This is a genomic window from Luteibacter sp. ME-Dv--P-043b (assembly GCF_030209605.1).
Lineage (GTDB): Bacteria > Pseudomonadota > Gammaproteobacteria > Xanthomonadales > Rhodanobacteraceae > Luteibacter.
Genome location: NZ_JARVRT010000012.1, coordinates 146,784 through 160,647, shown reverse-complemented (window position 1 = coordinate 160,647; position 13,864 = coordinate 146,784). Strand labels below are relative to the sequence as shown.

The 13,864-nt window shown below is 69.0% G+C and carries 11 protein-coding genes; 8 read left to right on the top strand and 3 right to left on the bottom strand.

The genetic code is table 11. From position 1 onward, the window contains the following. Positions 1-8: 8 nt before the first annotated feature. From QRN34_RS07415 to QRN34_RS07405, 3 genes are all read right to left on the bottom strand, one after another. Positions 9-995, bottom strand: a complete 987-nt coding sequence (locus QRN34_RS07415) for a FecR domain-containing protein (RefSeq protein WP_285403377.1) — start codon at positions 993-995, stop codon at positions 9-11. Beyond that, positions 992-1,537 carry a sigma-70 family RNA polymerase sigma factor gene (locus QRN34_RS07410; protein ID WP_285403376.1) on the bottom strand — a complete coding sequence of 182 codons (546 nt, stop codon included), beginning with the start codon at positions 1,535-1,537 and terminating at the stop codon, positions 992-994. Before QRN34_RS07410 ends, QRN34_RS07415 begins: the two co-directional genes overlap by 4 nt. Positions 1,538-1,700: 163 nt before the next feature. Continuing rightward, positions 1,701-3,815: a prolyl oligopeptidase family serine peptidase gene (locus QRN34_RS07405; RefSeq protein ID WP_285403375.1), complete on the bottom strand. Its 2,115-nt coding sequence runs from the start codon at positions 3,813-3,815 to the stop codon at positions 1,701-1,703. Positions 3,816-4,264: 449 nt separating this feature from the next. Between QRN34_RS07405 and kdpF the strand changes: the two genes are divergently transcribed. The 8 genes from kdpF to QRN34_RS07365 all read left to right on the top strand — a co-directional run bounded on the left by kdpF (position 4,265) and on the right by QRN34_RS07365 (position 13,856). Next, a complete protein-coding gene (gene kdpF / locus QRN34_RS07400; RefSeq protein WP_081908594.1) occupies positions 4,265-4,357 on the top strand; it encodes a K(+)-transporting ATPase subunit F in 93 nt (30 codons plus the stop codon). Further along, positions 4,354-6,075: a potassium-transporting ATPase subunit KdpA gene (gene kdpA / locus QRN34_RS07395; protein ID WP_285403374.1), complete on the top strand. Its 1,722-nt coding sequence runs from the start codon at positions 4,354-4,356 to the stop codon at positions 6,073-6,075. The genes kdpF and kdpA overlap by 4 nt, the downstream gene beginning before the upstream one ends. 3 nt (positions 6,076-6,078) lie before the next feature. Next, entirely contained in the window at positions 6,079-8,157 is a 2,079-nt protein-coding gene (kdpB, locus tag QRN34_RS07390; RefSeq protein WP_285403373.1) for a potassium-transporting ATPase subunit KdpB, read from the top strand. An 18-nt stretch (positions 8,158-8,175) separates the two neighbouring features. Continuing rightward, the gene (locus QRN34_RS07385; RefSeq protein WP_285403372.1) at positions 8,176-8,382 is read left to right on the top strand and encodes a hypothetical protein; all 207 of its coding nucleotides are present in this window, start codon (positions 8,176-8,178) and stop codon (positions 8,380-8,382) included. 64 nt (positions 8,383-8,446) lie between these two features. After that, positions 8,447-9,865 (top strand): outer membrane beta-barrel protein, encoded by a 1,419-nt coding sequence (locus QRN34_RS07380; RefSeq protein WP_285403371.1) that lies wholly within the window; start codon positions 8,447-8,449, stop codon positions 9,863-9,865. 11 nt (positions 9,866-9,876) lie between these two features. Further along, entirely contained in the window at positions 9,877-10,452 is a 576-nt protein-coding gene (gene kdpC, locus QRN34_RS07375) for a potassium-transporting ATPase subunit KdpC (protein ID WP_285403370.1), read from the top strand. A gap of 42 nt (positions 10,453-10,494) precedes the next feature. Further along, positions 10,495-13,155, top strand: a complete 2,661-nt coding sequence (locus QRN34_RS07370; protein ID WP_285403369.1) for a sensor histidine kinase KdpD — start codon at positions 10,495-10,497, stop codon at positions 13,153-13,155. Further along, positions 13,152-13,856 carry a response regulator transcription factor gene (locus QRN34_RS07365; RefSeq protein WP_285403368.1) on the top strand — a complete coding sequence of 235 codons (705 nt, stop codon included), beginning with the start codon at positions 13,152-13,154 and terminating at the stop codon, positions 13,854-13,856. The genes QRN34_RS07370 and QRN34_RS07365 overlap by 4 nt, the downstream gene beginning before the upstream one ends. Positions 13,857-13,864: the final 8 nt, after the last annotated feature.

Sequence of the window (13,864 nt, the reverse complement as noted above, 5' to 3'; positions counted from 1 at the left end):
TGTGCCGCTCAGCGCAGCACCGCGGGGGCGCCATCGTGCAGCACCACCGTGCCGTCGCCGAGTCGCTCGGGCCGCAACTGCCAGCCCGCCACCAGCGCGCTGACCAGGGCATCCTGGTCGCCGGCATGAAAACTGCCGCTGACACGCAGTTCGCCCATGCCGGCATTGGCCAGGGTGATCCGGCGCGACGCGTAACGGTTCATCGTGGCCAGCAGGTCGGCCAGTCGTTCGCCGCGGAAGACCAGCCGGCCGTTGGTCCAGCCTTCGGCTTCGGCCGTGTCCAGGGGACGCGTCGGCTCGAGCTGGCCGTCCGCGGCCACGCGCACCGACTGGCCGCGGGCGAGCGTACGCGTGGCCGGCAGCCGCGCATCGGACACCGTTACCTGACCCTCCAGCAGCGCGACACGGGTGCCGACATCGCTCCGGTCCACCTGGAACGTGGTGCCGATGTCGTGCACGCGCACGTCGCCCGCCCGTACCTCGAACGGCGCCTCGGCCCTGCCGACCTGGAACTGGGCGCGCCCCCGCTCCAGCAGCACCTGGCGCGACTGTCCGTCGAACCGGATGGCGGCCTGCGTGCCCGCGTCCATCACCATGCGGGTGCCGTCGGGTAGCGTCACCGCGGCAATGCGGGTTTGCGTGGCGTATTCGGCGGATACCAGCGGCGTGCGCAGGTACCACCACACGGCGGGCAGGGCGACCAGCAACGCAGCGGCCACGGCCGCGCCGCCGAACCACCAGCGGCGCGCCGTCCGCCGCCGGGCCGTGTCGCGCAGGGCCTTGCGCGAGGCCGCGCGAAGCATGTCGTTGTCGCGCAGGCGACGCGCCATGTCGTGCAGCTGGCGCGCGGCACGGTAGGCCGGCCGGTGGGCCGGGTCTCGCGCGCACCAGGCGTCGAACGCCGCGGCTTCCGCCGGACCCGCGTGCGGCGCGTCCAGCCGGGCTACCCAGCCTTCGGCCGTGTCGGGACTATCCGCTTTGTCTGAGGGTGTCATGCTTGCGAAACCACGGATGAGAGGTGATGCCCGACCTGTTTACGAAGAAGGCCCAGGGCCTTGCCGATGTGCTTTTCGACGGCCTTGACGGAGATGCCGCAATGCACCGCCACTTCCGTATAACTCATGCCCTCGATGCGGTTGAGCAGGTAGATGTCTCGGCAGCGCGACGGCAGGCACAACAGGGCGCGCTGCACCTCCTCCAGTGCACGCAGCGTATCCAGGGCCTGACCCGGGTCGGGCCCCGGGGCCGCGATGGCCTCGGCGTAGATATCCACATCCACATGGTGCGCGGCATGGTGCGACTGCGCCCGCCGCGCGCGATCGGTCATGACGTTCACGGCGATGCGATACAGCAGCGCCGGCCACGACTCCGGCGGTTCGTCCCGGTAGCGGATCAGGCGCACGAAACTTTCCTGGGCCACTTCCTGGGCTTCGTCCTCGGTGGCGACGCGATGGCGCAGGAATCCCGCCAGCGGCGCACGCTGTTCGCGCACGAACTGGTCGAAGGCCATCCCGGCCTGGCGTTCCTCAGCGGTCACCCGCACCACCTGTCAGCAGGACGCCCTGCCCGGGACCACGCACAGCTTATGCATCGACGCGCTCGCACCTCACCCGACATGACATCACCGGAAGCTATAACGCAGCCGGCACGCCATCCCCCTACCTCGCGGTGGGGATGGCGGCCTTCGGTTCGGCCCGGGCTTATTCGCCCAGGCCCAGCTCGGTGGCGAAGAACGTCAGCTGCAACGCGGCGTTGCCGACACGCTGGCTGAAGGGCGCCCCGATGCCGTGGCCGGCGTTCATGCGGGTCAGCAGCAGCACCGGCTGGCCCGAGGTCGTGGCATCCTGCAATGCGGCCGCGAACTTGCGCGATTGCCACGGCGCCACGCGCGGGTCGTTGGCGCCGGTGGCCAGCAGCACGGCCGGATACTTCGTGCCCGGCTTGACGTTGTGCAGCGGGGAATAGGCCAGCATGGCCCGGGCGACGGCAGGGTCCGTCGTGCTGCCGTACTCGCTGACGTTGTAGGGGCCGTTGGCGAAGGCGGTCATGTGGCGCGGCACATCGTAGATGCCCACGGCGCCCACCACGGCACGGTACTGCTCCGGGTGCTGCGTCAGCGCCGCACCCATCAGCAGGCCGCCGTTGCTGCCGCCCAGGATGCCCAGGTGCGCGCGATCGGTCCACTTCGTGTCCAGCAGCGCCTGCGATGCGGCATAGAAGTCGTCGAACACGTTCTGCTTGTTCTGCTTCTGGCCCTGCGCGTGCCAGGCCTCGCCGAACTCGTTGCCGCCGCGGATGTTCGCATAGGCCAGCACGCCGCCGCGCTCCAGCCAGGCGAGGTTGGCGCCGACGAACACCGGCGTCACCGGCAGCCCGAAACCGCCGTAGCTGTAGAGGATGGTCGGACGCTTGCCGTTGGGCGTGGTGCCTTCCATGGCAATGACGGTCACGGGGATCTTCGTGCCATCCTTCGACACGCCGTCGATGCGCGACACCTTCACCTTCGAGTAGTCGGCCGCCGCCTTCACCTCGAAGACGGTCTTCAGGGCACCGCTGGCGCCGTCGTATTCCACCCAGTGCGTGGGCGTGGTCCAGCCGGCATAACTGAGCAGGGCTTTGTCCTGGCCGGCCTCGGAGGCCACGCCGCCGATGGTGATGCCGCTGGCCGGCAGGGGCACGCGGCGCACGAAACCGGCCTTGCCGTCGTACTGGTCGGCCCACCAGTCCGGCCCGACACTGCGGACCACCAGGAAGCCGTTGCCCAGCGCGGAGACATGCTGGATGGCGCCTTCGCCCTGGGCGAGCAGGTCGGTGGCCTTGCCGTCCGTGCCGATGGCCACCAGCTTGCCGCGCGGCGCGCCGGCAAAGCTGGCGACGACCAGGCGATCGCCTACCCAGGCGGCCGAGCGCGCGTCGGCGTCGCGGCCGAGAACGCGCTGGAACGTGCCGGTGCCCCGGCGCAGGTAGACCTCGGCGGGCCCGCCGTCGCCTTCGTTGGCGAGCAACGCGGTCGAGGCGCCGCCCTTGCCTTCCAGCAGGATGTATTCGGCCACGTGCGAATAGCCCTTGCCGAAGACCACACGGTCGGCGGTGGCGGGCTGGCCGAGCGTGTGATGCGCCAGCACGGCGTCGAACTCGCGCAGCGGTTGCCCCTTGGCGGGGGCCTCGAAGCGCGCGTAGGTGACACCCTTCTCGTCGGCATCCCAGGCCAGCGCCTGCGGGGTGGTGCCGCCGCCGGCCAGCGGCAGTAGGTCGGGCAGCGCCTTGCCGGTCGTGGTGTCCAGTACATGGATGGTGGTCAGCTCGCTACCGCCCTCGGCCGTACCGTAGGCCAGGTAACGGCCGCTCGGCGAGGGCCAGTACTCGGTGATGGCGGTGTTGCCATCGCTCTGGTTGGGATCGACCAGCGTGCGGGTCGGGCCATCCGGCCAGGCCTTGGCCACCAGCAGCGGCTGCGCCTGCGGCGGCGTGTTCTCGAAATAGAACAGCGTGCCGCCGGCCAGGGTCGGCGAACTGCGCGTGGTGGACGTGATGGCCAGTTCGCGCACCCGTGCGCTGAGGGCCTTGGCCAGCGGCATCGCGCCGATGGTGGCTTCGGTGTAGGCGTTCTGCGCGTCGATCCACTGCTTCACGTCCGGCGCATCGGGGTTTTCCAGCCAGCGGTACGGATCGTTGATCGCCTGCCCCGCCAGGGTCTCCGAGACCATGTGCTTCGGCGTGGCCGGCGGCGGAGGGGTGGTCGCCGCGGTGGCTGCGTGGGCGCCGTAGGCGACGAAGAGGCTGACGGCAAGCAGACGGGGAACGAAGGCGCGCATGGACTCTCTACTCCGGAACGGAAGGGAAATGCGAACGGCACACGATGCGTGAAACGAAAACGCTGCGTCAATCATGCCGTGTAGGAGCGCGCGATGCGCGCGACATGTTTTCGCGACACCTCGGGGCTGGCGCGCCAGCTCCGGGGCATGGCCTCAAAACATGTCGCGCGCATCGCGCGCTCCTACATGGGGCCGGACCGCATGCAGGAGTCGACCGTACGGGACCGGGCCTCAGGGTACGCCAGACGCCAGATTTTACGAAGACGTTACGCCCCCATGCCGGCGCGATACACCGTAAATATTGCGTAAGACGAACAATGCGCTCCGTCCTCTCCGCCGGAACGCACCCGTGGAACTTCTGTACGTCCTTCTCGTCATCGTGCTGTGCGCGCTGACGATCGGCTTCCTCATGATCTGCGACCGGCTTGGCCGGCGCTGAGGAATCCCCTATGTCCCTCGTCTACATCGTGGCCACGGCCATCGCGGTCGCCCTGACCGGCTACCTGTGCGTGGCCCTGCTCAAGCCGGAGTGGTTCGAATGACCGCCAACGGCATGCTCCAGATGGGTCTTTTCTTCGCCGTGCTGCTCGCCCTGGTCAAGCCGGTGGGCCAGTACATGGCCCTGGTCTTCTCCGACGAGCCGAACCGGGTCACCCGTTTCGGCGGCGGCATCGAGCGTTTCCTGTATCGCCTGGCCGGCATCCGTGCCGACGAGGACATGCGCTGGACGCGCTACGCCATCGCCATGCTGGTGTTCAACGTGGCGGGCCTGGCCATCGTCTACCTGCTGCAGCGCACGCAGCAGTGGTTGCCGCTGAACCCGCAGCACTTCGCGGCCGTCGCGCCCGATTCGGCGATGAACACCGCCATCAGCTTCGCCAGCAACACCAACTGGCAGGGCTACGCCGGCGAGTCGACCATGAGCTACCTCACCCAGGCGCTCGGCCTGTCGGTGCAGAACTTCCTCTCGGCGGCCACCGGTATCGCCGTGCTCATCGCCGTGGTCCGTGGCTTCAGCCGCCGCGCCGCCGCGGCCGTGGGCAACTTCTGGGTCGATGTGACCCGGGCCACCCTCTACGTGCTGCTGCCGTTCTCGCTGCTGCTGGCGCTGCTGCTGGTATCGCAGGGCGTGGTGCAGAACCTGGCCACCTACGTGGATGTCACCACGCTGCAGCACGGCACGCAGACCCTGCCGATGGGTCCGGCCGCCTCGCAGATCGCCATCAAGATGCTCGGCACCAACGGTGGCGGTTTCTTCAACGCCAACTCGGCGCACCCGTTCGAGAACCCCACGCCGTTCTCCAACTTCCTGCAGATGCTGTCGATCTTCCTGATCCCCGCATCGCTCTGCTACACCTTCGGCCGCATGGTCGGCGATCGTCGCCAGGGCTGGGCCATCCTGGCCACCATGCTGCTCATCTTCGTGCCGCTGGCCGTGGGCCTGGTGGCTGCGGAACAGGCCGGCAACCCGGTACTGCACGGCCTGGCCATCGACGCGCAGGCCTCGGCCACCCAGGCCGGCGGCAACATGGAAGGCAAGGAAACCCGCTTCGGCATCGCCGGCTCCGGCCTGTTCGCGGCAATCACCACGGCCGCGTCGTGCGGCGCGGTCAATGCGATGCACGATTCGCTCACCCCGCTGGGCGGCCTGGTGCCGATGTGGCTGATGCAGCTGGGTGAGGTGATCTTCGGCGGCGTCGGCTCCGGCCTGTACGGAATGCTGGCCTTCGCGGTGGTCGCCGTGTTCATCGCAGGGCTGATGGTCGGTCGGACGCCGGAATACCTCGGCAAGAAGATCGAGGCCTACGAGATGAAGATGGCCAGCCTGGCCGTGCTGTTGCCCTGCGCCCTGGTGGTGATCGGCACCGCCGTCGCGGTGATGTCACCCGCCGGTGTGGCCGGCGTGTCCAACCCGGGCGCGCACGGTTTCAGCGAAATGCTCTATGCGGTCAGCTCGGCGTCGAACAACAACGGCAGCGCCTTCGGTGGACTCTCGGCCAACACGCCCTTCTGGAACGTGCTGCTCGGAATCTGCATGTTCCTGGCGCGATTCCCGCTGGCCATCGCCATGCTGGCGATGGCCGGGTCGCTCGCCGCCAAGCGCCACGTTCCCGCGTCCAGCGGAACCCTGCCGACGCACACGCCGCTGTTCGTCGCGCTGCTGGCCTGCGTCGTCATCGTCGTCGGCGCGCTTACCTTCCTTCCGGCACTGGCCCTCGGGCCCATCGCCGAACAACTGATGTCCGCCACGGGCCACTGATCCATGACTACGCAAGCCCACGACACACCGCGCGGTTTCGACCGCGCGCTGGTGACCCGCGCCCTCGGTGACGCCTTCCGCAAGCTCTCGCCGCGCCTGCAGTTCCGCAACCCGGTGATGTTCGTCGTCTTCGTCTGCAGCGTGCTGACCACCCTTTTGTGGGTGCAGGCACTGGCCGGCCACGGCGAAGCCTCCGCCACCTTCGTGTTCTGGGTGGCGCTGTGGCTGTGGTTCACCCTGTTGTTCGCCAACTTCGCCGAGGCGCTGGCCGAAGGCCGCGGCAAGGCCCAGGCCGACGCGTTGCGCGGTTCGCGCCGCGATGTCTCCGCGAAGAAGCTCGCCTCCGCCGATCGCGAGGCGGCGATCACTTTCACGCCGTCGAGCGAGCTGCGCACCGGCCACTTCGTACTGGTCGACGCCGGCGATACCGTGCCGGGCGACGGTGAAGTAGTGGTCGGCGCGGCCAGCGTGGACGAGAGCGCGATCACCGGCGAATCCGCGCCCGTGATCCGCGAATCCGGTGGCGACCGCAGCGCGGTGACCGGCGGTACCCGCGTGCTATCCGACTGGCTGGTGGTGCGCATCACCAGCAACCCGGGCGAGAGCTTCCTCGACCGCATGATCTCGATGGTGGAAGGCGCCTCGCGGCGCAAGACGCCCAACGAGATCGCGCTGACCATCCTGCTGGCCAAGTTCACGCTGATCTTCCTGCTGGCCTGCGCCACGCTGCTGCCGTACTCGATCTACAGCGTGCAGGCGGCCGGCGTGGGCAGTCCGATCACGCTCACCGTGCTGATCGCCCTGCTGGTGTGCCTGATTCCCACCACCATCGGCGCCCTGCTCTCGGCCATCGGCATCGCCGGCATGGACCGGATGATCCGCGCCAACGTCATCGCCACGTCCGGACGTGCGGTGGAAGCCGCGGGCGATGTGGACGTGCTGCTGCTGGACAAGACCGGTACGATCACGCTGGGCAACCGCCAGGCCGTGGCCTTCCACCCGGCACCGGGCATCGAGGAGCGCGAACTGGCGGAAGCCGCGGAACTCGCTTCGCGTGCCGACGAAACGCCGGAAGGCCGCAGCATCGTCACCCTCGCCGCACGTTTCGTGGCGATGTCCACCGCCCGCCCTGCCAACGATCGCGATGCGGTGTTCGTGCCCTTTACCGCGCAGACCCGCATGAGCGGCGTCGATGTGGGCACGCGCCATGTCCGCAAGGGCGCCATGGATGCCGTGGAACGCTACCTGGATTCGCAGGACAGCCACATGCCGCCGCTGGTCCGCCGCATGGCCGAGGACGTTGCCCGTCGTGGCGCCACGCCGCTGATCGTGGTCGACGGCGCGCTCACCCTCGGTGTCGTGGAACTGAAGGACATCGTCAAGGAAGGCATCAAGGAGCGCTTCGCCGAGATGCGCCGCATGGGCATCCGCACGGTGATGGTCACCGGCGACAACCCGCTGACCGCCGCAGCCATTGCGGCCGAGGCCGGCGTGGACGACTTCCTCGCCGAGGCGACACCGGAAGCGAAGCTGAAGCTGATCCGCGACATCCAGGCCGAGAACCGCCTGGTCGCCATGTGCGGCGACGGCACCAACGACGCGCCGGCGCTGGCGCAGGCGGACGTCGCGGTGGCCATGAACAGCGGCACGCAGGCGGCCAAGGAAGCCGGCAACATGGTCGATCTGGATTCCAACCCGACCAAGCTGATCGAGGTGGTGGGCATCGGCAAGCAGATGCTGATCACCCGCGGCGCGCTGACCACCTTCTCCATCGCCAACGACATCGCGAAGTACTTCGCGATCATTCCCGCCGCGTTCGCCACCACGTATCCCGCGCTCAACACGCTGAACGTGATGCACCTGGCCACGCCGCAGAGCGCGATCCTGTCGGCGGTGATCTTCAATGCGCTGATCATCGTTTTCCTGATTCCGCTGGCGCTCAAGGGCGTGGCCTATCGCGCGCTCGGCGCCGCCGCGCTGCTGCGTCGCAACCTGCTGGTGTACGGGCTGGGCGGCGTGATCGTGCCCTTCATCGGCATCAAGCTGATCGACATGTTGCTGGTCCTGGTCGGACTGGCGTAACCCCCGAGGCCCACTGCCATGCATTGCGTGAAGCTCACCGTACTCATCGAAGACAGCGCCGACCTGGACATGGAAGTACGCGTCGTCGCCCCGGACACGCCTGCGCCGATGGCTCGCGCCACGGCAGTGACACCGATCGGCCTCGTGCGTACCGCTGCCGTGCCGTCGCCACCGCCGCGCCGCGACGAAGACGATTACGCCCTCGGCGGCTACGCCGGCATCTGAATCACCGCTTCACCCTCCCACCACCACCGACAAGGGGTCCCGAAAGGGATCGGTAAAACACGCCATGCGCACCACTCGTTACGCTTTTCTCGCTGCCCTGCTTGCCCTCGCGCCCGTCACCCGGGCCATGGCCGCTGGCAGCGACGACTGTTCCCAGGGCTTCGGCGCCCGCTTCGCCGCGGCCTACCGCGAAGATGCCCAGCCGGCCGACCCGAACGCACCCGCGCCGGCCCGGCGCGGCCTGGATTCGCCGCTGCCCTCGCCGCCGTTTCCGTCCGCCGAATGGCAGCTGGGCGGCGTGGCCTACCCGATCGGCGTGCCCAACCTGAATTCGCAGTATCCGCTGGAAAAGGCCATGGCCTGCAACCGCGTGGGCCGCTGGATGAAGGACAACCGTATCGAGGTGTACGGCTGGCTCAACGCGTCCGCCAACCTGAGCAGCTCGTCGCACACGAACTACCCGTTGTCGTACGCCGTGCGCCCGAACCGCGTGGAATTCAACCAGGCGCTGCTGCGCATCGAGCGGTTGCCGGACACCGTGCAGACCGATCATGTGGACTGGGGCTTCCACCTGGATAACCTCTACGGCTACGACTACCACTTCACCACGATGAAAGGCGTGCTCAGCAACCAGTTGCTGGACAATCCCAAGCCCGACCAGCCGCTCAACGGCAAGATCAACGGCTACGACCCGATGCTGTTCTACGGGGACATCTACCTGCCGCATATCGCCGAGGGCATGGTGGTGCGCATCGGTCGCTGGTTGTCGCTGCCGGACATCGAGGCGCAGTTCTCGCCCAACAACTACCTGGTGACGCATTCCATCCTGTACACGGTGGACCCGTATACGCAGATGGGCGTGATGACCACGACGCGCCTCAACGCGCAGTGGACCGTGCAGGTCGGCATCAACGGCGGCAACGATACGGCGGTGTGGAACCACCAGGCGCGCCCCACGCTGCAGGCCTGCGTGCGCTGGGTGTCGGCCGATAACAACGACATGCTCTATCCCTGCGCGAACAGCGTCAACGGTTCCGACTACAACTACAACAACGTGCAGATGTACGTCACCACCTGGGGCCACCGCTTCAGCGACAGCGTGCACATCCTCACCGAGGCGTACTACATGTACGGCCGGCAGATTCCGGGTTATGGCCCGGGCTTCGACAACCAGGTGGCCGGTTCGTCGCCGCTGCCGGGCAAGGCCGCGGAGTACGGCATCGTCAACTACCTCAACGTGGCGATCGATCCGAAGAACATGATCTCGTTCCGCAACGAGTTCTACAACGACCAGAAGGGCCAGCGTACCGGCTTCCCCACGCGTTACACCAGCCACACGCTGGGCATGACGCACTGGGTGACCCAGGACCTGGAGATCCGCCCCGAGCTGCGCTACGAGAAGTCGTACGACGTCGACGCGTATGACGGCGGGCGCAAGGACAACCAGGTGACCGCGCTCGTCGACGCGATCTGGCACTACTGAGGAAACACGTCATGACCACCCTGCTGCGCAATGCCATCGTCCTGCTCCTGCTGATGACCGCGGTCACCGGCGTCGCCTATCCGGCCGTGGTCGGTGGCCTCGCCGCGGTGCTGTTCCCGGCCCAGGCCGCGGGCAGCCTGGTCGAGCGTGACCACGTGCCGGTCGGCTCCGCGCTGATCGGCCAGTCGTTCACCGCACCGCGTTACATCTGGGGCCGCCCGTCGGCCACGACGCCCGTACCGAACAACGCCGCCGCGTCCACCGGTTCGAACCTGGGGCCGAGCAACCCGGCGCTGGCCGATGCGGTGAAACAGCGGATCGCCGCGCTGCGCGCCGCCGATCCGGGCAACGACGCGCCGGTGCCGGTGGACCTGGTCACGGCCTCGGCCAGCGGACTGGATCCGGAGATCAGCCCGGCCGCAGCCGCGTTCCAGGCCAACCGTGTCGCCCGTGCGCGGCAGCTGCCCGTGGACACCGTGCGCCGGCTGATCGCCGAGAACACCCAGGGTCGCCAGTTCGGCCTGCTCGGCGAGCCTCGGGTCAACGTGCTGGCGCTCAACCTGGCGCTGGATGCCGCGACGCGCTGACCGGTTCCGCTACTCTTGTCCCACTCCTCCCGGCCACACCCCATGAACGATGTGCGAGACGCCCGCGCCGACGCGCTGCTCAACGCGGTGAACGAGGAGGACGGCCAGCGGCTGAAGATCTTCCTCGGTGCCGCGCCCGGCGTGGGCAAGACCTTCGCCATGCTCTCGGCCGCGCGGGACCTGAAGCGCCAGGGCATCGACGTGGTGGTGGGCCTGGTGGAGACGCATGGCCGCAGCGAGACGGCGGCCCTGCTGGAGGGCATCGAGGTGCTGCCGACGCGGCCGGTGCGCTATGCCGGTCGCGAGTTCCGTGAGTTCGACCTGGAGGCCGCGCTGGCGCGCAAGCCGGCGGTGATACTCGTCGACGAACTGGCCCACACCAACCTGCCCGGCGGTCGCCACGCGCGGCGTTGGCAGGACATCGCCGAACTGCTCGATGCCGGCCTGGAGGTCTACACCGCACTCAACGTGCAGCATGTGGAAAGCCTCAACGACCAGGTGCGCCGGATCACCAACGTGGCGGTGCGCGAGACGGTGCCCGACGCGTTCCTCGACCGCGCGCGCGACATCGTGCTGATCGACCTGCCGCCGCGCGAACTGATCGCCCGGTTGAAGCAGGGCAAGGTGTACGTGCCGGAAACCGCCGCCGTGGCGCTGGATGCCTTCTTCTCGCCGACCAACCTGGCCGCCCTGCGCGAGCTGGCGGTGGAGACGGTGGCCTCGCACGTGGACAGCGACCTGCGCGAGCACATGCTGGCACGCGGCGATGCGATGCCGGTGCGTCGGCGGGTCATGGCGGCCATCGACGGGCACGGGCAGAGCGAATACCTGGTGCGGATCACGCGCCGCATCGCCGAGCGCCGCGGGGCCCCGTGGAGCGTGCTGTTCGTCGATCGTGGCGGCGGCATGGACGGCGCGCGCCGCGAGCGCGTGGATGCGGCGATGCGCCTGGCCCGCCGCCTCGGCGGCGAAGCGGTGATCCTGCGCGGCCATGCCGTGGCCGACGAGCTGATGGCCTGGGCCGACCGCGAAGGCGTGGGCCAGATCATCGTCGGCCGCACGCGCGAACGGCCCATCGCGCGCCGGCTGGGCTATTCGCTCACGCAGCAGTTGCTCACGCGCGGCGCGCACCTGGAACTGACCATCGTGGCCACGCCGACGCAGCGCGCGCAGTCGCGGCGGCGGCTGCGCGTGGAGGATGCGGGGTCGCGCCGCGACTACGGCTTCGCCACGGCCACCATCGCGGTGGCGATGGCGTTGTCGTTCATCGCCGACCGCTTCCTCTCGGTGGCCAACCTCTCGCTGATCTTCCTCACGGCGGTGCTGATCGTGGCGGTGCGCACGCGCATGGCCGTCGCGGTCTATGCCGCACTGCTCAGTTTCCTCGGTTACAACTTCTTCTTCGCGCCGCCGCGCTACACGCTGGCCATCGCCAACGCGGACGACGTGCTGGCGGTCACCCTGTTCCTTGTCGCGGCGCTGGTCTGCAGCCGCCTGGCTACCCGGTTGGCCGGGCAGGTGACCTCGCTGCGTGCAGCGCAGGTGCGTGGCCGCGCACTGGTGGCGCTTGGCCAGCAGCTGGCCACCAGCGCGGATGCCGACGCCGTGCGCGTCGCAGGCGCGCAGGCGCTGGCCCGTGCGCTGGACATCGATGTCGCCCTCCTGGCCCGCGATGCCTCGGGGGCCCTGGCGGTCGCCAGTGCCGCGCCCGCACCGTTTCCGCTATCGGCCCAGGACATGGCCGCGGCGGACTGGTGCGAAAGCCATGCCGAGCCCGCGGGTCGCTATACCGACACGCTGCACGGCGCGTCGTGCTGGGTGCTGCCGCTGGGCAGCGAGCAGCAGCGCGGCGGCGTGGCGGCGCTTCGTTTCCCGCAGGGCACCCGCGAGCCGGATGCCGATCGCCGTGGCCTGGCGCTGGCGATGATTCAGGATATCGGGCAGGCGCTGGACCGCGCGCGCCTGGCCAGCGAGCTGGAAAGCGCGCGCGTGCAGGGCGAGACCGAGCGCCTGCGCAACGCGCTGCTGTCGTCGGTCTCGCACGACCTGCGCTCCCCGCTGGCGTCCATGATCGGTTCTGCCGGCACGCTGCTCAGCTACGAGGACCAGCTTCCGGCCAGTGAGCGTCACGAACTGTTGCAGGCCATCCTCGGCGAGGGCCAGCGACTGGATCGCTACATCCAGAACCTGCTGGACATGACCCGCCTCGGCCACGGCACGCTCAAGCTCACGCGAGACTGGGTGGATGCAGGCGAGATCGTCGCCGCCGCGGTGTCGCGCATGCGCAAGCTGTTTCCCGAGGTGCGCGTCGACGTGCACCTGCCGCGCGATACGATCCTGCTGCACGTGCATCCGGCCCTGGTCGAACAGGCGCTGTTCAACATCCTGGAGAACGCCGGCCGCTTCACGCCGCCCGGCGAGCCGGTGCGGGTCACGGTCAGCAGCGAGGTCGGTCGCCTGCGCGTCGACGTAGCCGACCGGGGCCCGGGTATTCCGGAGGACGAGCGCGCGCGGATCTTCGACATGTTCTATTCGGTCTCGCGGGGCGATCGCGGCGGCAAGGGCACCGGGCTGGGCCTGGCGATCTGCCGCGGGATGATCGGTGCGCACGGTGGCAGCGTGGAGGCCTTGCCCCACGTCGGCGGAGGTACGACCATCCGGGTCTCGCTGCCCCTGCCGCCGCCCCCCGACGAGACCGCATGACTCCGACTCCCTCGGCTCCCCGTGTCCTGGTGATCGACGACGAGGCGCAGATCCGCCGCTTCCTGGACATCGGCCTGCGCGCCGAGGGCTACCAGGTACTGCTGGCCGCCACCGGCCAGGAGGGCCTGGGCCTGGCGGCCACGCAGTCGCCCGATGTGGTGGTGCTCGATATCGGCCTGCCCGACCTGGAAGGCCACGACGTGCTGCGCGAGATCCGCCAGTGGAGCCAGGTACCCGTGTTGATGCTGTCGGTGCGCGACACCGAGGCCGAGAAGGTCCGCGCGCTGGATGGCGGTGCCAACGATTACGTGACCAAGCCGTTCGGCATCCAGGAGCTGATGGCGCGCCTGCGCGTGCTGCTGCGCCAGGCGGCCCGCGGCGGCGAGGCCGAAGCCGCCGTGCGCTACGACGACGGTCGCCTCGCCGTGGACCTGGCCCGGCGCGAGGTGCTGCTCGACGGCACGGTCGTAGCGCTCACGCGCAAGGAATTCGCCGTGCTGTCGCTGCTGGTGCGGCATCCGGGTCGGGTGGTCAGCCAGCAGCAGATCCTGCGTGACGTGTGGGGGCCTACCCATACCCAGGACACGCATTACCTGCGCATCGTGATGGGCAAGCTGCGGCAGAAACTGGGCGACGACCCGGCCGCGCCGCGCTGGCTGAAAACCGAACCCGGCGTGGGCTACCGTTTTCCGGCCAGCTGAGCCGACCG

Excerpts from the sequence above, each read along its gene's own strand:
- kdpC (WP_285403370.1), top strand. The coding sequence starts at position 9,877 with ATGACCACCCTGCTGCGCAATGCCATCGTCCTGCTCCTGCTGATGACC.
- QRN34_RS07385 (WP_285403372.1), top strand. The coding sequence starts at position 8,176 with ATGCATTGCGTGAAGCTCACCGTACTCATCGAAGACAGCGCCGACCTG.
- QRN34_RS07380 (WP_285403371.1), top strand. The coding sequence starts at position 8,447 with ATGCGCACCACTCGTTACGCTTTTCTCGCTGCCCTGCTTGCCCTCGCG.
- kdpB (WP_285403373.1), top strand. The coding sequence starts at position 6,079 with ATGACTACGCAAGCCCACGACACACCGCGCGGTTTCGACCGCGCGCTG.
- kdpF (WP_081908594.1), top strand. The coding sequence starts at position 4,265 with ATGTCCCTCGTCTACATCGTGGCCACGGCCATCGCGGTCGCCCTGACC.
- QRN34_RS07365 (WP_285403368.1), top strand. The coding sequence starts at position 13,152 with ATGACTCCGACTCCCTCGGCTCCCCGTGTCCTGGTGATCGACGACGAG.
- QRN34_RS07370 (WP_285403369.1), top strand. The coding sequence starts at position 10,495 with ATGAACGATGTGCGAGACGCCCGCGCCGACGCGCTGCTCAACGCGGTG.
- kdpA (WP_285403374.1), top strand. The coding sequence starts at position 4,354 with ATGACCGCCAACGGCATGCTCCAGATGGGTCTTTTCTTCGCCGTGCTG.
- QRN34_RS07405 (WP_285403375.1), bottom strand. The coding sequence starts at position 3,815 with ATGCGCGCCTTCGTTCCCCGTCTGCTTGCCGTCAGCCTCTTCGTCGCC.
- QRN34_RS07415 (WP_285403377.1), bottom strand. The coding sequence starts at position 995 with ATGACACCCTCAGACAAAGCGGATAGTCCCGACACGGCCGAAGGCTGG.